Source organism: Ureibacillus sp. FSL E2-3493, from assembly GCF_038077515.1.
GTDB classification, from domain to species: Bacteria; Bacillota; Bacilli; order Bacillales_A; family Planococcaceae; genus Ureibacillus; species Ureibacillus halotolerans.
In genome coordinates this window covers 3,672,025-3,692,500 of record NZ_JBBOPK010000001.1, presented here as the reverse complement: position 1 = coordinate 3,692,500, position 20,476 = coordinate 3,672,025, and the positions used below count along the sequence as shown (strand labels likewise).

Genomic DNA, 20,476 nt, shown 5'->3' with positions numbered 1-20,476 from the left:
TCGGGATACACTTTACGATGAATGATTCCATCCTCCATCAGCTCTCTTAATTGATTTGTTAGTATTTTATGTGATATTTTTGGAAAAATTTTTTGCAATTCACTAAATCGATGTGGTCCCTCTACACCTAGATGCCATAAAATAACCACTTTCCATTTTCCACTTATAATCGATAAGGTTAATTCTTTCTCACAATGAAAGTCACCATTGCTAATCTTTTCTTTTATCTCATCGCGTAATCTATCGGTCATAATTTTTGACTCTCCATTCACAAATTTCAATATAGGCAACTAACATACCTTACTATTGTTTAGTATATCATTATTAAATCTAGATAAATGAAACTACGCTTAGCTGGTATATGTATGTCAACTAACAAAATATCAATGATACTCTTTTGAACCTCAAGTTAAAGATTAAATCCTGAAAGCTGCGAAGCGCGATGACACGTCGAAAAACTGCGTCATCTGCGTCAGTCCGATGCTCATGTAACGAGTCACACTGCGCTTCGAGCCTCCTTGATTCCTTGTTTTCCTCGGTCCTCCCACTTCTCGAGATTTTCCTTCTGTATTTTTGATTGTTCTTAAACGCGCCGATTAAAGCCTTCGGCTTTTTGTACGTTGAGGGCTTTTTAGGTATAAAAAAGACCACTGAATTTTCAGTGGTCTCTGTTGCCTAGCAACGTCCTACTCTCACAGGGGGTACCCCTCAACTACCATCGACGCTTTCTGCGAAGCGCGATGACACGTCGGAAAACTGCGTCATCTGCGTCAGTCCGATGCTCATGTACCAAGTACACTGCGCTTCGGGCTTCCTTGATTCCTTGTTTTCCTCGGTCCTCCCGCTTCTCGAGTTTTTCCTTCTGCATTTTTGATCGTTCTTAAACGCGCCGATTAAAGCCTTCGGCTTTTGTTTGTTGGGGGCTTTTTGGATATAAAAAAAGACCACTGAATTTTCAGTGGTCTCTGTTGCCTAGCAACGTCCTACTCTCACAGGGGGAAGCCCCCAACTACCATCGGCGCTAAAGAGCTTAACTTCCGTGTTCGGTATGGGAACGGGTGTGACCTCTTTGCCATCATCACTAGACTATTTAGTTGAGAGCTTGTTCTCTCAAAACTGGATAAAGACATTGAATGCATTCAAGATTTGGTTAAGTCCTCGATCGATTAGTATTCGTCAGCTCCATGTGTCACCACACTTCCACCTCGAACCTATCTACCTCATCGTCTTTGAGGGATCTTACTTACTTGCGTAATGGGAAATCTCATCTTGAGGGGGGCTTCATGCTTAGATGCTTTCAGCACTTATCCCGTCCACACATAGCTACCCAGCGATGCCTTTGGCAAGACAACTGGTACACCAGCGGTGTGTCCATCCCGGTCCTCTCGTACTAAGGACAGCTCCTCTCAAATTTCCTACGCCCACGACGGATAGGGACCGAACTGTCTCACGACGTTCTGAACCCAGCTCGCGTACCGCTTTAATGGGCGAACAGCCCAACCCTTGGGACCGACTACAGCCCCAGGATGCGATGAGCCGACATCGAGGTGCCAAACCTCCCCGTCGATGTGGACTCTTGGGGGAGATAAGCCTGTTATCCCCGGGGTAGCTTTTATCCGTTGAGCGATGGCCCTTCCATGCGGAACCACCGGATCACTAAGCCCGTCTTTCGACCCTGCTCGACTTGTAGGTCTCGCAGTCAAGCTCCCTTGTGCCTTTACACTCTACGAATGATTTCCAACCATTCTGAGGGAACCTTTGGGCGCCTCCGTTACCTTTTAGGAGGCGACCGCCCCAGTCAAACTGTCCACCTGACACTGTCTCCTACCCCGCTAAGGGGTATGGGTTAGAATTTCAACACAACCAGGGTAGTATCCCACCGACGCCTCCCTCGAAGCTGGCGCTCCGAGTTCTCTGGCTCCTACCTATCCTGTACAAGTTGTGCCAAAATTCAATATCAGGCTACAGTAAAGCTCCACGGGGTCTTTCCGTCCTGTCGCGGGTAACCTGCATCTTCACAGGTACTATAATTTCACCGAGTCTCTCGTTGAGACAGTGCCCAGATCGTTACGCCTTTCGTGCGGGTCGGAACTTACCCGACAAGGAATTTCGCTACCTTAGGACCGTTATAGTTACGGCCGCCGTTTACTGGGGCTTCAATTCAGAGCTTCGCTAATGCTAACCCCTCCTCTTAACCTTCCAGCACCGGGCAGGCGTCAGCCCCTATACGTCACCTTACGGTTTTGCAGAGACCTGTGTTTTTGCTAAACAGTCGCCTGGGCCTATTCACTGCGGCTCTCTCACGAGAGCACCCCTTCTCCCGAAGTTACGGGGTCATTTTGCCGAGTTCCTTAACGAGAGTTCTCTCGCACACCTTAGGATTCTCTCCTCGACTACCTGTGTCGGTTTGCGGTACGGGCACCTCCCGCCTCGCTAGAGGCTTTTCTTGGCAGCGTGAAATCAGGTACTTCGCTCAATAGAGCTCCCCATCACAGCTTGGCGTATTAGGAAGCGGATTTGCCTACTTCCACGCCTTATTGCTTGGGCGCGCATATCCAACAGCGCGCTTACCTTATCCTACTGCGTCCCCCCATTACTCAAACGGCGGGGAGGTGGTACAGGAATATCAACCTGTTGTCCATCGTCTACGCCTATCGGCCTCGACTTAGGTCCCGACTAACCCTGAGCGGACGAGCCTTCCTCAGGAAACCTTAGTCATACGGTGGATGGGATTCTCACCCATCTTTCGCTACTCATACCGGCATTCTCACTTCTAAGCGCTCCACCAGTCCTTCCGGTCTGACTTCAACGCCCTTAGAACGCTCTCCTACCACGGACATCAAAGATGTCCATCCACAGCTTCGGTGAATCGTTTAGCCCCGATACATTTTCGGCGCAGCGTCACTCGACCAGTGAGCTATTACGCACTCTTTAAATGATGGCTGCTTCTAAGCCAACATCCTGGTTGTCTAAGCAACGCCACATCCTTTTCCACTTAACGATTACTTTGGGACCTTAGCTGGTGGTCTGGGCTGTTTCCCTTTTGACTACGGATCTTATCACTCGCAGTCTGACTCCCGTGTATAAATATCTGGCATTCGGAGTTTGTCTGAATTCGGTAACCCGAGATGGGCCCCTAGTCCAAACAGTGCTCTACCTCCAGTATTCTTAATCACGAGGCTAGCCCTAAAGCTATTTCGGAGAGAACCAGCTATCTCCAAGTTCGATTGGAATTTCTCCGCTACCCACACCTCATCCCCGCACTTTTCAACGTGCGTGGGTTCGGGCCTCCAGTGAGTGTTACCTCACCTTCACCCTGGACATGGGTAGATCACCTGGTTTCGGGTCTACGACCACGTACTTAATACCGCCCTATTCAGACTCGCTTTCGCTACGGCTCCATCTTCTCGACTTAACCTTGCACGTAATCGTAACTCGCCGGTTCATTCTACAAAAGGCACGCTATCACCCATTAACGGGCTCTAACTACTTGTAGGCACACGGTTTCAGGTTCTATTTCACTCCCCTCCCGGGGTGCTTTTCACCTTTCCCTCACGGTACTGGTTCACTATCGGTCACTAGGGAGTATTTAGCCTTGGGAGATGGTCCTCCCGGATTCCGACGGAATTTCACGTGTTCCGCCGTACTCAGGATACACTCAAGAGAGAATGAACTTTCGACTACGGGGCTTTTACCCTCTGCGGCAGACCTTTCCAGGTCGCTTCGCCTAATTCATTCCTTTGTAACTCCATATAGAGTGTCCTACAACCCCAAGAGGCAAGCCTCTTGGTTTGGGCTATTCCCGTTTCGCTCGCCGCTACTCAGGGAATCGAATATTTTCTTTCTCTTCCTCCAGGTACTTAGATGTTTCAGTTCCCTGGGTATGCCATCATGACGCTATGTATTCACGTCAAGATACTGTTCCATTACGAACAGTGGGTTCCCCCATTCGGAAATCTCCGGATCAAAGCTTACTTACAGCTCCCCGAAGCATATCGGTGTTAGTGCCGTCCTTCATCGGCTCCTAGTGCCAAGGCATCCACCGTGCGCCCTTCATAACTTAACCTAAAAAGTTAGTTACTGCTTTTCTTATAAAGAAAAGACTTAAGAACTACACAATCAAATGCGTCCTCGACGAATTTGCCGTCCAGATTTTTATTTTAAAAATGTCTGCTTTGCAGATGTTTTTAAAATTAAATACCTCTAAAAATCTGTGACATCCGCCGGAGGCTTTTTTATTATTCTGCTTTAGCTGAATAATAAAAATTTGCTTGAATTTTATTGCTTTCAATGTCGTTTTATCCAGTTTTCAAAGAACAAGACTACTGACTTCAGTCACATCGTGACTTTGCATCAGTGAGATTACTCCGTGCAGTTTTGCGACGAAAGCTTTGAGTTACCTCTTAGACTTTTCTTCGCGGCAGGAGCAAGTTTGAAGTTTCATTTCTGAACCTTCAAAACTGAACACAAAACGTTAATGTTGATTGACCTTGGGTCAATCATTCCGTTATATATCCTTAGAAAGGAGGTGATCCAGCCGCACCTTCCGATACGGCTACCTTGTTACGACTTCACCCCAATCATCTGTCCCACCTTCGGCGGCTGGCTCCAAAAGGTTACCTCACCGACTTCGGGTGTTACAAACTCTCGTGGTGTGACGGGCGGTGTGTACAAGGCCCGGGAACGTATTCACCGCGGCATGCTGATCCGCGATTACTAGCGATTCCGGCTTCATGTAGGCGAGTTGCAGCCTACAATCCGAACTGAGAACGGTTTTATCGGATTAGCTCCCCCTCGCGGGTTGGCAACCGTTTGTACCGTCCATTGTAGCACGTGTGTAGCCCAGGTCATAAGGGGCATGATGATTTGACGTCATCCCCACCTTCCTCCGGTTTGTCACCGGCAGTCTCCTTAGAGTGCCCAACTAAATGATGGCAACTAAGAACAAGGGTTGCGCTCGTTGCGGGACTTAACCCAACATCTCACGACACGAGCTGACGACAACCATGCACCACCTGTCACCACTGTCCCCGAAGGGAAAACTATGTCTCCATAGCGGTCAATGGGATGTCAAGACCTGGTAAGGTTCTTCGCGTTGCTTCGAATTAAACCACATGCTCCACCGCTTGTGCGGGCCCCCGTCAATTCCTTTGAGTTTCAGTCTTGCGACCGTACTCCCCAGGCGGAGTGCTTAATGCGTTAGCTGCAGCACTAAGGGGCGGAAACCCCCTAACACTTAGCACTCATCGTTTACGGCGTGGACTACCAGGGTATCTAATCCTGTTTGCTCCCCACGCTTTCGCGCCTCAGCGTCAGTTACAGACCAGAAAGTCGCCTTCGCCACTGGTGTTCCTCCAAATCTCTACGCATTTCACCGCTACACTTGGAATTCCACTTTCCTCTTCTGCACTCAAGTCCTCCAGTTTCCAATGACCCTCCACGGTTGAGCCGTGGGCTTTCACATCAGACTTAAAGGACCGCCTGCGCGCGCTTTACGCCCAATAATTCCGGACAACGCTTGCCACCTACGTATTACCGCGGCTGCTGGCACGTAGTTAGCCGTGGCTTTCTAATAAGGTACCGTCAAGGTACAGCCAGTTACTACTGTACTTGTTCTTCCCTTACAACAGAGTTTTACGATCCGAAAACCTTCTTCACTCACGCGGCGTTGCTCCATCAGGCTTTCGCCCATTGTGGAAGATTCCCTACTGCTGCCTCCCGTAGGAGTCTGGGCCGTGTCTCAGTCCCAGTGTGGCCGATCACCCTCTCAGGTCGGCTACGCATCGTCGCCTTGGTGAGCCGTTACCTCACCAACTAGCTAATGCGCCGCGGGCCCATCCTATAGCGATAGCTAGATGCCATCTTTCAACATCTCATCAGGAGATAAAATGTATTATTCGGTATTAGCCCCGGTTTCCCGGAGTTATCCCCAACTATAGGGCAGGTTGCCCACGTGTTACTCACCCGTCCGCCGCTAACGTCAAAGGAGCAAGCTCCTTATCTGTTCGCTCGACTTGCATGTATTAGGCACGCCGCCAGCGTTCGTCCTGAGCCAGGATCAAACTCTCCATAAAAGAAAATTTGATAAAGCTCTAAATTTACACTGGCATCATAATGATGTCCAAAATTTCGTTTCAACTATTAAGTTAAAACTGTATTTCATTAACGTTTTGTTGTTCAGTTTTCAAGGTTCATTTGTCACTGTGTTTCTTAAGCAACTTTTAAATTATATCACATTATCACTTTTAAGTCAACAACTTTTTAAATTTAAAATGTTGCGTCTCATACGACAGCTTTAATATTATATCAACTCAATATTCAAAAATCAATATCTTTTTTTGAATTTAAGTAAATTTTTGATATCGCAAAAGCGACATGTATTAATATATCACTATAACTTTAAATATGCAATACCTTTTTTCATTGATTATTGAAATACGGTTAAAACACCAATACATATTACACCTGGTATTCCTAAAATCGTTATTGTTAATGCTGAAAACAAGTTAACAGGAACAATAATATCATAACCATCAACTATAATATGGGCTATGTAAAGTAAAGCAAATGAACAAGCTAACTTAAACCATAAAATAGCTAACTTTTCAAAAACAACACTAAACCCTATTTTTCTTCCTATTAAGATACCAAAAAAGAGTAGCGCACAAACAACACCAATTACAATGTATGTTGTCAATCATATCCTCCTCAATAATGTATTCATAGGAGCATATGCTTTTACGTCTACTCTTATTATGTTCATTTAAGTAATATTTTTCGAATTCGTGCTTCTTTAAATAAATAAAAATGAATACTTTCCGCAATTTTACGTTGTGCAATGATTTCAAGATCGTAATCATCTACTAACCCTTCAATCACTTTTGCGCTATTCCAATCTTCTTTGGTCTCTTTTATAAGATGAATTAATTTTTCATCGAATTCTTTTTTTAATTTCCCCTTACGGCTAAACATCAACTACTCCACTCACCTTATACCAATTTACAGGAAAGACATATAATGATAAATAAAAAATTCACTACTTTTATTAGGTTAGTACTTGACCTAACACTAATCAGCTCAAGAAATTTTCATTTAAAAGGATAATTAGCGGTATCAGCTAACTTAAAAATCCATTTTTTTAATGAGAAACTTTATATATGTAACAGTTCCCACCTACTTCAAAGGAAAAAGAATACTGATACACATTACTAACTTATAAATCTATCATATTTTGTTTTTTGAATGGCTTCAACGATATAGCCATTGAGTTTAAATAGAAAGTATAAACAACAAGTTGAATTTCTCCGAAATTAGAAAGAGAAATTAGTGTAATGATTATAGTTCACGTCTTCCTTCTAATGCTTTTGATAAAGTAACTTCATCTGCATATTCTAAATCCCCACCTACTGGTAACCCATGGGCAATACGAGTCGTACGAATTCCCGATGGTTTAACAAGGCGAGATATATACATCGCTGTTGCTTCACCTTCAATGGTAGGATTTGTAGCTAAGATTAATTCCTGTACTCGTTCATCCTGCAAGCGAGTAATTAATGACGCGACATTGATATCCTCTGGTCCAACGCCATCCATTGGTGAAATAGCACCGTGTAGTACATGATACAACCCTTGATAATCACGCATTTTTTCCATCGCAATAACATCTTTTGGATCTTGGACTACACATATAGTGGAAACATCCCGTGTTTTATCAGAACAGATTTGACAAGGATCTACGTCTGTAATATGACCACAAACAGAACAATACGTTAAATTTCGTTTCGCATCGACTAAAGCTTTTGCAAAGGATAAAACTGTATCTTCTTTCATTGTCAAAACGAAAAATGCCAGTCGAGCCGCAGTTTTCGGACCGATACCTGGCAATTTCATAAAGCTATCAATTAACTTTGATATTGGTTCAGGGTAATACATTTTTGTTTCCTCCTAAAATGGAAGGTTTAAGCCTTGTGTGAATTTACCCATTGTTGCAGTAGTTGTTTCTTCTACTTTCTTTAATGCTTCATTTGTAGCTACAACCATTAAATCTTCTAACATTTCTACATCATCAGGGTCTACTACAGAAGGGTCTAAATTAACACTAAGGACTTCACGTTGTCCATTCATCGTTACTTTAACCATACCGCCGCCAGCAGTACCTTCAAATTCTTTTGCGTTTAATTCTTCCTGTGCTTGCATCATTTCTTTTTGCATTTTTTGCATCTTTTTCATCATACCTTGCATATTGCCCATTCCACGCATTATAAATTCCTCCTAATATACATTTTGACCTTATCTAAATCGATAACATCAATTTTTGAATTTTAATCTTCAACTACCTCAACAAAGTCTTTACCAAACATTTTCTCAGCTTCTGCGATTAAAGGGTCTTCAGAAGCAATCTCTTGCGCATCATCGATAAATGGATCTTCATGGATATTTTCCTGAACCAGTGCCCCTTCATGATCAGTTGTTTCTTTTTTCTGATTTAATCCGTTTTCTTTAATAAAGCTTTGACGCAATGATATCCAATCATTTTCAGGAATACATAATAATTCATACATTGTTCCTGTTATTTGAGAGAGAATTTGAGAAAAGAGTGTTGTAAACTCTCTGTTTTCGGCAACCATTCGACAATGAATATCATACTTGAATTTTACCACAAATGCACTACTTGATGCTGCAACCGGTTCCGCTTCAGCTAATAATGCCGCTTGTGATTTTTGTAACTGACTTAATGTTTGCGCCCAAGCACTTTTAATTTGATGAATATCTTGTTTTGTTGCCCCTTTTAATACTTCACGAATTCTACCAACAGGCGCGTTGTAACCAGTCGTTTTTGCTCGAGGACGTGGCGCTTCCTTCTGTTGAATTGCAGGGTTACCTTGTGCTGAAATCCCATTTTGCAATTGTAAAGTTAACTGTTGAACCATTTTTTCAAGATTCGCCACTTTTTCATTTACAGCAGGGTCAACACTGCCTCCAACATGCCCATTCACCACACTGCTATTTTGAACTTGAGCCATTTTTAATAAAGCCGTTTCCAAATAGATTTTAGTATGATGGGAAAAACGCATTTCTTGTTGCGTTTTAGCTAGTATATCGATATATCCGTAAAGTGTATCGGCGTTAAATTCATGAGCTAATGTTATAAACTTTTCTTCCGATGTTACTAATTCCAGCAATTCAGTTAAATCACTACTTGTTTGTAATAACAATAAATCTCGAAAAAAAGTAATAAAGTCTTCTGATAATCGAACCGGATCCTTACCTTCAGCTATTAATTCTTCTAAAGAACTTAATACTTGTGCAATTTCTTTATTTTTTAATGCAAAGGCTATATCGTAAAAGACGTCTTGGCTAATCGACCCGCTTACAAGAAGAGCATTTTCTAACGTTAACTTATCCCCACTAAACGATACAACTTGATCTAATAAGCTTAATGCATCACGCATCCCACCAGCTGATGCTTGCGCAATTACCTTTAAGGCTTGTTCTTCAAACGGTAAATCAATATCCTCTAAAATAATTTTCATTCGTTCTAAAATATCATTAGAAGATAAACGTTTAAAATCAAAACGCTGACACCTTGAAATAATTGTCGCAGGTAGTTTATGAGGCTCCGTAGTCGCTAAAATAAAAACGGCATGGGGAGGCGGTTCTTCTAACGTTTTTAAAAGTGCATTAAAGGCACTAGTAGAAAGCATATGCACTTCATCGATAATATACACTTTGAAACGAGCATTAGCTGGAGCAAATCTTACTTTCTCAATAATATCCCGCATTTCTTCAACACGGGAATTCGATGCCGCATCAAATTCAATAACATCTGGATGGGAACCTTCTGTAATACTTAAACATGTAGGACATTCATTACACGGTTCCTTTGTTGGAGCTTTTTCACAATTTAATGCTTTAGCAAAAATTTTCGCAGTACTTGTTTTCCCAGTCCCTCGAGGACCTGAAAATAGATAAGCATGGGTTGTTTTATTTGCCTCTAGAGCATTTTGAAGGGTTCTTTTTACATGTGTTTGACCTGACATTTCTCGGAAACTTTGCGGCCTATAAACACGGTAAAATGCTTGATACGTCAATTTTTTCCTCCCCTTCTAAGTTCACGATTTAAGTAGCTACATTATAGCATAAAACAAGAGTGCTTTTCTTCTTTGAATGGATCAAAAAAACAAACTTATTAATAATAGCAAAAACTAGTTTATATATTAGTGTAATACATTTAGTAAAATATCCCCCGAAATAGATAAAAGGTTATTTAGAGTGTATCCATCCATACTCTAATTAACCTAATTAAAAATTCAATGTTACTTAAAACTCTGTCCAACCAACCGAGGAAATGAAATATAGTACAAAATAACGACCGATATACCTATCCAAATCATAAAACAATGGTGCCATAAATTTAATCCAAACTCCAAAGGTTGCCTTCGCAATAGCAACGATCCCCACGTAGCTCTGAAAGTAGGTATAATCAATTTCCATTAACCACTACCAAATTGGATAGATGTTACTAGCACTTGATTGTATATAAAGTTAAAGCCATGCACCAACGAAAAGTAATATTAAGTTTAACCGAAATGGGAACCAAAATTCATGAGTTTCATACTACGCTTGACGACCATGAGTATGCAGATTTAATTAAAAGAACAGGTTAATATCCGAAAAATAATTTCCCTCCATTTTACTTGAGAATTTTTAACTGTATTTAAAGAAAAAATAATTCTACCTAATAAAAAGAGTTATCTCACTAACTAATTGAGATAACTCTTCGTTAACATTATTCTCTTTACCTTCCTAACTTCTTAGCACTGGTGCCTCCAATCCCCCAATGGGATTTAGGAACTTCGCTGACGACTATACGAATGCTTTCTGAAGGAGCATCTAATGATTTGCTGACCGCCTCTGTTACATCCGCTATTAAACCTTCTATTTTTTCTGGAGGTCGCCCCTCCATAATTTGAATATTAATGAACGGCATTACTCTACCTCCTAATTGAATGAACAACTATTTTTTAACAAAAAAGGATACTTCTCCGATACCTCCAAGCTTCACTTGCACAAAGTCTCCAGCAGAAAGTCGGATAGCTTCCGTTAAACCTCCAGTTAAAATCGGTTGTCCCGCTTTTACCTTTTGTCCCTTTCTACTAATCATATTGGCATATCGAGCAACTGAATTTGCTGGGTGACCAAGTACTGCTGCACCTGCTCCTAAAGCTTGCACCTTACCGTTGATTGATAACGTGACACCTACCATATCTAGTGCTACATCTTCTGGGTTTCGCAAGTTAGTACCGAATACAGCTCCCCTCGCTGATGTGTTGTCCGCAATGACATCTGGCAGTGTAAAATTAAAATTTTCGTATCGGCTATCAATAATTTCAATTGCAGGGAATACGTATTCTGTTGCATCTAAAACATCTTGGACTGTAATATTCGGTCCTTCTAGATCTTTTCCTAAAACAAAACCAATCTCCGGCTCTACTTTTGGATGGATATAATCAGATAATGAAATAAAGTCTCCGTCCTCTACTATCATATAATCAAAGATGTAACCATAAATAGGATCTTTGACGTTCATTTGTTTCATTTTTGCTTCACTTGTAATCCCCATTTTTGGTCCAACAATTTTATAACCTTGCTCTAACTTCTGTTTAATAAGCTCTTCTTGAATCATATAAGCTTCCTCAATTGTTAATGTTGGATATAATTGAGCAGTAATTTTTTCAATTTCTTTCTTATCTTTTTCTGCGTTGTGGACATACTCTGTAAGTTCTGCGATTAAATGATGGTTCATCAAGCTCCTCCTACCCGATTGTTATTTTCTCTTTAGAGAGTTCAGCAGCTACGTCGACAATCATATCTTCTTGACCACCAACTACTTTTCTTTTCCCTAACTCCATTAAAATATCTCGGGAATCGACGCCAAATCGTTGGGCTGCACGTTTAGCGTGTAATAAAAAACTAGAGTAGACGCCTGCATAACCTAACGTTAGACTATCTCTATTAATAATTTGTGGTTCAAGTAAAATTTTTGAAACGATATCTTCTGATACATCCATTAATTTATATAAATCAATACCTGTTTTTATACCCATCCTTTCTAACACGGCAATTAAAACCTCTGTTTGAGTATTGCCTGCTCCTGCCCCTAAACAACGAATGCTTCCATCAATTCGAGTTGCCCCTTCTTCAATGGCAGCAAGGGTGTTTCCCATGGCAAGGGACAAATTGTTATGAGCATGAAAACCAATATTAATAGCAAGTTCATTTTTAAGCGCCTTCACTCTTTCTCGGACTTCATTCGGCAATAGTGCTCCAGCAGAATCTACAATATAAACTGTATCTGCACCGTAACTTTCCATTAATTTAGCCTGCTCCACTAACTTCTCTACTGGAGCCATATGACTCATCATTAAAAAGCCGACTGTTTCCATTCCTAAATTTTTCGCCGTTTCGATATGTTGTTTTGAAATATCAGCTTCAGTTACATGAGTAGCAATTCGGGCCATTTTAACGCCTATTTTTGATGCCTCTTTTAAATTTTCAATAGTACCAATTCCTGGAAGTAACAACACAGCAAGTTTTGAAAAATCTACAACAGATACAGCAGCTTCTATTAACTTCATTTCATCCGTTTTAGAAAATCCATATTGTAAGGATGAACCTCCTAAGCCGTCTCCATGGGTGACCTCAATATAAGGAACCTTTGCTTCATTTAATGCTTTAGCAATAGTCGCCACTTGATCGACTGTATATTGATGGCCAATGGCATGACTTCCGTCCCGTAAGGCTACTTCCGTAATGATTATTTCTTTTTCCACTTTAAGTATCCCCCCTCTTTTAAAAAGCCTCTATACAATTGTTTCCATACGGTGTTTTGCAAATTCTTCTGCCACTTTAACAGCTGCTGATGTCATAATATCTAGATTCCCAGCATACTTCGGTAAATAATGTCCAGCCCCTTCGATTTCAAGGAATACTGTAATTTTATTGTCTTCAAATATCGGTTCTGTACGTAATTTATAGCCTGGTACGTAAGATTGAACTTTTTCTACCATTTTATAAATAGAATCGGCTACAAGCTCTTGATTAACTTGATTATTGTTCACAATGGCGTGAACAGTATCTCTCATCATAATGGGTGGTTCAGCAGGATTTAAAATTATTATTGCTTTCCCCTTTTTTGCTCCTCCCACTACTTCGATAGCTTTCGCTGTTGTTTCTGTAAACTCATCTATATTTGCCCTTGTTCCTGGTCCTGCACTTTTACTGGAAATGGTAGCCACTATTTCGGCATATTCAACACACTCCACTTTATTGATTGCGTGAATAATAGGAATGGTAGCTTGGCCTCCACATGTAACTAGATTGACATTGTCAGTATCTAAATGAGCACCTAAATTAACAGGTGGTACAATGAAAGGTCCAATAGCAGCAGGAGTTAAATCAATCATTTGTTTACCGAGTTTTTTTGCAACTTGTGCGTTATGAATATGGGCATTGGCACTGGTCGCATCAAACAAAATATCCACACTATTTGGATATTGAAGCAAACCGTCAATACCATTTTCAAACACTTGATAGCCATCCCTTTTTGCACGTTGCATTCCCCTTGAGGATGGATCTACTCCCATTACTGTAGTTAATTCCAGTACTTCGGATCGGGCTAACTTCATCATTAAGTCCGAACCAATATTACCAGTTCCAATGATTCCGACCTTTACTTTGCTCATAACCTTTCCCCCTTTTACTCAGTAAATGAAACTGCTACTTCTCCAAGTTCAGCAAATTTTGCACGACAACGATCTCCAGGTTTCACTTCAATAGCAGCAGATAAAGCACCTGATAAAACCACTTCTCCAGCTTTTAGAGCTACGTCGTAATCTGCAAGTTTATTTGCTAACCATGCCACGCATTTTGCGGGATTTCCCAAAGCAGCTGCCCCTACTCCTGTATTTTGCAATACATCATTGTGATAGAGCGCCATACCTATTTGCTTTAAATCGACTTCCGTTAATATGAACGCAATTTCCGCCTCAACTTTTGGCTGTAGTAATTTTTTGAAAGAAAGACTATCTCCATTTTTAAGTTCCATTCCATCTAACAAATGACCAAAATCAGGTTCCCCAACCCCTAACATTGTTTGCATAGACTTGGACGTCAACCCAATTTTCTTACCTGTAATAGTTTGGCCAGACTGCACTTGTTGTTGAATTGTATATAACTGAATCTTATAAGCATCATCAACATGAAGATCGGGATTTAAAGCTGTTACAGGTTGAACCCCTTCGCCAATATTCCAAGCATTTGCTAGGTGATTAGAAAACATTTTAGTATCAAGTACATTGGTTTTGTTCACTAAAAGCGCCTCCTAAAGTTTAATCGTAATATTGGACAATTCAGTGTAGAAATCAAAGCTGTGAGCTCCACCTTCACGACCAAGGCCGCTATGTTTCATACCTCCAAATGGTGTGCGTAAATCACGTAAGAACCATGTATTGATCCACACCATCCCCGCTTCAATTTGGCCAGCAATACGATGGGCACGTTTAATATTTGTTGTCCAAAGGGAAGCACTTAGTCCATAATGCGTATCATTTACTTGTTCCAATAATTCTTCTTCCGTATCAAATGGTATTACCGTTACAACAGGACCAAATATCTCTTCACGAACACATCGAGAGTCTTTGCCAATCCCTCCACTTTTGAGTGTGAATAATGTTTCTTTACAAATTCCAACTTTTCACAACTCTAATTTTAAACTCATTATAAGAACTACCACCTTCAATTCAAATAAGGCTGTTCCTTTATACGGAACAGCCTTAAACTTTTTTAAATTTTATAAAATTTTGCTAACTGTACAAAGAAACACCGAGGATAATTGGGGGTTTATATACTTTTAAGTATAAAATTAGTAAAATATAAAGAAAAAGTCCCCTTTTTGAAACATAAAGGAGGAATGGTAAACATGGGGAATGATTCGAGTATGTTATCCTCTGTAAAAAATACCCTGCTTATTTTAAAAAGCTTCAACGTCAATAACCCTACCATGCGAGTTAGTGATTTAGCTAAATCATTAGGTTTAGCCAAAAGTACTGTGAGCCGAATAATGAAGACGCTCGCTAGTGAAGGTTTCGTAGTAAAGGATCCCAAAACAAAAGAGTACCGCTTAGGGTTAACGATTTTAACACTTGGAGGATTAGTCTCAAATGATTTTGAGTTTAATCAAGAAACAATTCCTGTTTTAAATGAAGTAGTTGAAAAAACAAAAGAAACGGCACACTTAGCGATATTAGATGGGCTTGATACAATTTATATTAAAAAGAAAGAATGTAACCATCCTGTTCGAATTCTGACCCATATCGGGCGGCGAAATCCAGCCTATTGTACGAGCTCTGGAAAAGTGCTCCTTGCCTTTCATAGTGAAAACTTAGTAGAAGAAATTATTGACAATGGCTTATACCCATTTACGAAAAATACTATTACGAACCCTGATATATTAAGATCCGAAATAAAAAAAATTAAAGAACAAGGTTATGCAGTTAGCACTGAGGAACTAACAGAAGGAACTCGATCTGTAGCAGCACCCATTCGAGATCATACAGGCAAAGTAATTTATGCCATTAATGTTGTTGGACCTATTCAAAGAATGCACGATTATAAAATTCCTTCTATTGCTCGCATTTTAATGCAGGCTGCAAATGAAACTTCTGTAAGATTAGGTTATAATGCGAGGTTATTCAAATCATAAGGCAAGCACTTAGTAGACTGTGCTAAGAGCTATTTACAAACCGTTTGAAGATTAATTAGAAAAATCGGATATACAGGAAACAAATAATCTAAGCGCTCTTACTAAATGTAAGAGCGCTTAATTTTTGAAGGGTTCTTTTGACGTGTAATTGACCGGACATTTCACAAAAAGATTGCGATCTATATACACGGTAAAATGCTTGGTATGTCAACAGTTTCCTCCCCTTCTTAATTCTTTCGTTTAATAGTTATGTTTTAGCATAGGTCTTGTTAGCATTTCCTTACCGACACTAAAAAAGAAGATCATTTATAAGAATTAGATTTTCAAAATAAATAGGAGCCGCTAATTAATTAACAGCTCCTACTAACCTTACTACTTTTTCTTCATCTCTTTTAATAGTTGTGCAACATTTGTTTCTTCTTCAACAACTTGTTTTTCGGATACTAAATTTTTTGAGCGTACAGTTTGTAAAAAAGACCATCCGAAACGGCGAATTGTAATATCGATAAAGAATAACAGCATACTCAATAATACAAGCCAAGTTGTAATATTTTGTTTTTCTGCACTTTTTTGTGTAAACTCTCGGAATGCTTCTGAAGGTTCTTCTAAAAATTTACCGCCAGTTCTTTCACTTATTTGAGTTAATAACGTTTCATTTGGAGGATGCAACTCATATTCTGCGCTATATGGAATCGTTAATCCTGCCTGGTATATCGATCCATCTCCACTCGTAATTCTGAAAAATACTAGACCTGGGTCAGCTTCAACTACCGTTCGGACTTTACTTGCCGAAATAGGATCAGATTGAACATCGAGTTCCTCTCCGGATTCGTCCACTACTGCCACATCTAAAAAGGCAGCTTGATTTGTTGGGTCAGTAATTACAAAGGAACCTTCCGAGTCACGGCGAATATCATAAGCAATATCGTTATAAGTTGGGAACAATCTTGAAACAGCAGTTTGCCAGAAGTTGGGCCATTCCTCCCAACGAGCCCAATCTCCAGTCCACGCTCCCGAAGAATCGGATGTAAAGGCAATCGTTTTTCCTAACCCATATTGCCATTCTGCTAATACAGGGTCCTCCTTCTCACTTTCAGCAATAACCGTCGCTGTTTGTTTGGCTGTCGTCCCTATATAAGCATTCATTTGTGGAACACCATTTTTAAAAAGATCATTCCACCCTTCGGCATTATAAATAACCGGATAGAACGGATTATCTTCGATATAAGTTCTCGAAACCATCGCTGTTTCACGGGATAAAATAGAAGGAATCGTTGTTTCATCAATTACACTATAGTAACGTCCACTTCCTAATTCACTTAGCGATTCAAGTAGAACTCCATCAGCATCTGCTCCAATAGCGACCGTTGATAACGTTATATTATTCCCTTTTCCTTCTTCGATTAAATCTTCATAGCTATTTTGGGTATACGACTGTCCATCGGTTAATAAAATAATATGTTTTCGCTGTAATGATAAGTCTGCTAAATTTTCATACGCCATTTCCAACGAAGAATAAATTTCAGTACCTCCACCCGGAGCGATTGATAAAATTGTATTGACCGCTTTTTCCTTATCCTTTAACGGGGCTGTCTCAATTATCTCCCACGGGCGATCATCGAAGGCAATAAAACCTAAAGTATCTTCTTCACGTAACAGTTCAACCGAACGAGCAGCAGCTTCTTTGGCTAATTCAATCTTGGGCCCCATCATACTGCCAGAACGATCGAGAACTATAACGAGTCCAAGGGAAGGTAATTGTTGTTTCCCCTTCACTTCCATCTCGACCGGCAGCAAAGCTTCAATCGGAGTTTTAAAATATCCTCCAAGTCCAAAGCTATTTTCCCCGCCGACCATCATAAAACCGACTCCGAAGTTTTTAACAGCTTGCTCAATAATGCCCATCTTTTCTTCCCCAACTAAATGACCTGGGATATTATCAAAAATAATCGCATTATAGTGTAAATAACTTGATAAAGAATTCGGTAATTCACTTGAAGGCATTACTGTATATTGAACAGAATTAGTACCTAATGCTGAAGCAATAGGGGATCCACCCTCTCGGTCACTGACAATTAATAAACGAGGTGTGCTTTGTACCATCGTAACACTCGTTAATTGATTGTTTTCTAAAATTGCATCTTCCTCCACTTGAACAAGAGCTTCATATTTAACGAGTCCTTCCGCTTTTCCAACATGGCGGTAAGTAAATGTATTTGTTCCCTCTTCTAATTGTATTGCTTCTTGGTGTATGAGTTGATCATTTTCATATAAATACAATTCACCTGTTGCCTGAGAAGTTGCTTCAATTTCTGTTTCTAGCTGTTGTTGTTCTCCTGCATAAGCCACTTGTGGTGTCGTAAAGCTTCGAATCGATACGTCTGCATTCACCTCTTTACTTAACTCCACAATATCAATGGAGACATTGGAATTCGTTAACTTTGTTAGCTGTTCCGTTACATCCCCTTTTGTCTCTAATCCATCGGTTAATAAAACAATTCTTGTCGCCTTTTCTAGATCAACGATACCTGTTGTGAGCTGTATTGCCTGCGCAATATTTGTTTCACTTTCCTTTGTCATTTCACTCAGTTCAGGAACATGCTCCAACGAATCAGTAAGAATTGACTCTGTTTGAAGATCCGAAGCAAAGGAATAAATTCCTACAAGATGGGAATTTTTTTTAGACTGTAAGCTTTCTTCAATAAAAGCAACAGCTTGATCTGTTGTCCCTTCTACCGAAGCAGATCGGTCAATTAAAAAGACTACTTGCTCTTCTTTAACTGGTAAAAGTAAATAAGGTGCGGACAGGGCAAACACTAACGTTAAAACAGCAAGTAATCGAATACCAAATACAATTTGCTGATTTTTTCTTAATTGTTTTCGATGATGCCACCATGTCCAAACAAAATATCCTAGTAGCGGGATAAGTAACAATAGAGCAAGTGGGTAATCAATTCGCAAATCCACGTCTTCTTTGCACCTCCCACTCAATAACTAGTATGAATAAAATAGGGATTAATAGCCATTGGATAAATGATTGCTTCGTTTCTTCCTCTTCTCCACTATTTTGTATGACACCTAATTCAAAGCTCGTCCCTTCTTGAACAGTACGTTCCTCTGGTGAGAGCTGTACAATGAATTGTTTTTCTTCTTCGTTCGAGCGAATGGAGTATAGACCTGGTTTTACTGGCGCACGAAACTCACTACCACTCTCAATGGATGAAACATATTCATCCTCTCCAGAATAGATAGACCATTCCCCTGTTGCTAACGGTACTGATCGGCTTTCATTTGGCGAAAAAGTACCTAAATTTTCAGTTCCTCCTACTAATTCATTTTGTAGTCCCCATAAAAAAAGTGGAAATGAAGGGTGTAATGGCCAGTCAGTAGACTGAATATCAGCTAAAATAACAATATCTCCTCTAGCTGAACGTTGAATAAATGGCTTTTCGCCAATAGTTGCAATAGTTTCAAACTGGTCAAACGCAGGATAGATTGAATGGACGTAAACATCTTCTAATGAACTAAAAGCAAATAATGCATCATCAGATACATCTACAAGACTATTGATTTCCTCAGCTACTTCATCGTTACGACCTATTAATACGATTGAGGTATCGGTTTTCCCTAAAAGTTCTGCTTGATTTGTTACGATAATTACGTCTTTCATTGCTTCAAGCTGATCTGATGGGGCAATTTTAACGTCCTTATTTAATGCTTGGAACCCCTTTTGCACTAGCTGGTGCATTTGTTGATCAATTACAATTTGGGACATACCACTTCCCAACAAAGTCATCATCGTATTATCCTCTTTATAATGATCATCCACTTCTATATTGACTGTTAAAGCTGAAACTAATGGCAGTGTATCAAAGGTTTTTGTTAATTCCTCTTTACCCTTTAAAGTTACTTGTTCCGAAATGAGAACATTACCTGTTTCATCCATTAAATTTAACTCCGTTACTTGTTCTTCATCTGTCTCATTTTTTAATTGAACGAGGGCTAAAGCATTATCTTCCGTTGTAGTAGCTGCAAAACGGGTAATCGCCACATTTTTCAGGTCTTTACTTGCCCCATGGACAATCCACTTAATGTTTTCACTTTCAATAGGTAACTCGCCACGTTCTACAGAATCGGTAAATAAATACATCGAAGTAGAAGTATCTCCAATAAATGCTTGAGCCATATCAATCGCCTTCGTTAGTTGTTCTTTTTCGTAAGTCACTTCTAGATTGTTAATCGCTTTATGTATGACAGAGGGCTCCGTTTCTTGTCGTACAATAACTTTAGGTTCTTCGCCTGTTGTAATAATAGTTACTGGTTTCCCGCTTAGTTCATTAACTAAAGTATTCATTTCTTCTTTATGACGTTCAAAGGTTGTTAACCCGCCGTCTTCCAAGAGCATAGTGGCAGAAGTGTCAACAATCCAAATCGATTGCTCCCCAGCAAGTTCCGTTTGTTTGATAAATGGGTTCATTAAAGCTAAAACAAATAAAAGGAGGGCTAATAACTGTAAGTACAGGAGCGCATTCCTTTGTAAATGCTTCAAATATGGAGAAGCCTTTGTTTCCTGCATCACTTCGTCCCAAAAGATAGTAGAAGATACTGGTTGATCTTTATATTTTTTACGGAAGAAATAATAAATGAGGACAATTAATGGAAGGATAGCGGTCCATAAATAGATTAAATTACTAAATCCCATACCCCTTCACC

General features: G+C 40.1%; 14 protein-coding genes, 3 rRNA genes and 1 pseudogene (1 of these 18 cut by a window edge). 1 reads left to right on the top strand and 17 read right to left on the bottom strand.

Features of this window, described 5'->3' with window-relative positions; genetic code table 11:
• From MHH69_RS18915 to MHH69_RS18845, 15 genes and pseudogenes are all read right to left on the bottom strand, one after another.
• On the bottom strand, positions 1–251 hold the 5' portion of the coding sequence (locus MHH69_RS18915; protein WP_122973749.1) for a winged helix-turn-helix transcriptional regulator. It extends 142 nt beyond the left edge of the window; the window shows 251 of its 393 coding nt (coding positions 1–251); the start codon lies at positions 249–251; its stop codon lies off the left edge, out of view.
• 719 nt (positions 252–970) lie between these two features.
• Positions 971–1,086: ribosomal RNA gene (rrf, locus tag MHH69_RS18910) — 5S ribosomal RNA — on the bottom strand.
• A gap of 60 nt (positions 1,087–1,146) precedes the next feature.
• Positions 1,147–4,066, bottom strand: a 23S ribosomal RNA gene (locus tag MHH69_RS18905).
• A 455-nt stretch (positions 4,067–4,521) separates the two neighbouring features.
• A 16S ribosomal RNA gene (locus MHH69_RS18900) occupies positions 4,522–6,074 on the bottom strand.
• Together the 16S, 23S and 5S rRNA genes form the textbook arrangement of a ribosomal RNA operon.
• A gap of 353 nt (positions 6,075–6,427) precedes the next feature.
• Positions 6,428–6,697 carry a pro-sigmaK processing inhibitor BofA family protein gene (locus MHH69_RS18895; protein WP_122973260.1) on the bottom strand — a complete coding sequence of 90 codons (270 nt, stop codon included), beginning with the start codon at positions 6,695–6,697 and terminating at the stop codon, positions 6,428–6,430.
• A gap of 62 nt (positions 6,698–6,759) precedes the next feature.
• Entirely contained in the window at positions 6,760–6,972 is a 213-nt protein-coding gene (locus MHH69_RS18890) for a YaaL family protein (protein WP_174232708.1), read from the bottom strand.
• A 363-nt stretch (positions 6,973–7,335) separates the two neighbouring features.
• Complete coding sequence (recR, locus tag MHH69_RS18885) at positions 7,336–7,932, bottom strand: recombination mediator RecR (RefSeq protein ID WP_122973262.1); 597 nt, start codon at positions 7,930–7,932, stop codon at positions 7,336–7,338.
• Between the two features lie 12 nt (positions 7,933–7,944).
• Positions 7,945–8,259, bottom strand: coding sequence for a YbaB/EbfC family nucleoid-associated protein (locus MHH69_RS18880; protein ID WP_122973263.1), 315 nt, complete (start codon positions 8,257–8,259; stop codon positions 7,945–7,947).
• 62 nt (positions 8,260–8,321) lie between these two features.
• The gene (gene dnaX, locus MHH69_RS18875; RefSeq protein ID WP_341362921.1) at positions 8,322–10,091 is read right to left on the bottom strand and encodes a DNA polymerase III subunit gamma/tau; all 1,770 of its coding nucleotides are present in this window, start codon (positions 10,089–10,091) and stop codon (positions 8,322–8,324) included.
• Between the two features lie 707 nt (positions 10,092–10,798).
• A complete protein-coding gene (locus tag MHH69_RS18870; RefSeq protein WP_122973265.1) occupies positions 10,799–10,990 on the bottom strand; it encodes a 4-oxalocrotonate tautomerase in 192 nt (63 codons plus the stop codon).
• A 27-nt stretch (positions 10,991–11,017) separates the two neighbouring features.
• Entirely contained in the window at positions 11,018–11,806 is a 789-nt protein-coding gene (locus MHH69_RS18865; protein ID WP_122973266.1) for a 2-keto-4-pentenoate hydratase, read from the bottom strand.
• Between the two features lie 10 nt (positions 11,807–11,816).
• Positions 11,817–12,833: a 4-hydroxy-2-oxovalerate aldolase gene (gene dmpG / locus MHH69_RS18860; RefSeq protein WP_122973267.1), complete on the bottom strand. Its 1,017-nt coding sequence runs from the start codon at positions 12,831–12,833 to the stop codon at positions 11,817–11,819.
• Positions 12,834–12,863: 30 nt separating this feature from the next.
• Positions 12,864–13,745, bottom strand: a complete 882-nt coding sequence (locus tag MHH69_RS18855) for an acetaldehyde dehydrogenase (acetylating) (RefSeq protein ID WP_122973268.1) — start codon at positions 13,743–13,745, stop codon at positions 12,864–12,866.
• Positions 13,746–13,759: 14 nt separating this feature from the next.
• Positions 13,760–14,341, bottom strand: coding sequence for a 2-keto-4-pentenoate hydratase (locus tag MHH69_RS18850; protein WP_341362998.1), 582 nt, complete (start codon positions 14,339–14,341; stop codon positions 13,760–13,762).
• A 42-nt stretch (positions 14,342–14,383) separates the two neighbouring features.
• Positions 14,384–14,695: pseudogene (locus MHH69_RS18845) on the bottom strand (aldehyde dehydrogenase family protein); the annotation flags it as partial.
• A 276-nt stretch (positions 14,696–14,971) separates the two neighbouring features.
• On the opposite strand from MHH69_RS18845, the gene MHH69_RS18840 reads away from it, so the two are divergent.
• Complete coding sequence (locus MHH69_RS18840; protein WP_122973269.1) at positions 14,972–15,763, top strand: IclR family transcriptional regulator; 792 nt, start codon at positions 14,972–14,974, stop codon at positions 15,761–15,763.
• Between the two features lie 372 nt (positions 15,764–16,135).
• Here MHH69_RS18840 and MHH69_RS18835 read toward each other — a convergent pair whose 3' ends face one another.
• Together MHH69_RS18835 and MHH69_RS18830 are read right to left on the bottom strand one after the other, a co-directional pair.
• Complete coding sequence (locus MHH69_RS18835; protein WP_341362920.1) at positions 16,136–18,730, bottom strand: VWA domain-containing protein; 2,595 nt, start codon at positions 18,728–18,730, stop codon at positions 16,136–16,138.
• Positions 18,714–20,465, bottom strand: a complete 1,752-nt coding sequence (locus tag MHH69_RS18830) for a vWA domain-containing protein (RefSeq protein WP_341362919.1) — start codon at positions 20,463–20,465, stop codon at positions 18,714–18,716. Before MHH69_RS18830 ends, MHH69_RS18835 begins: the two co-directional genes overlap by 17 nt.
• Positions 20,466–20,476 lie beyond the last annotated feature (11 nt).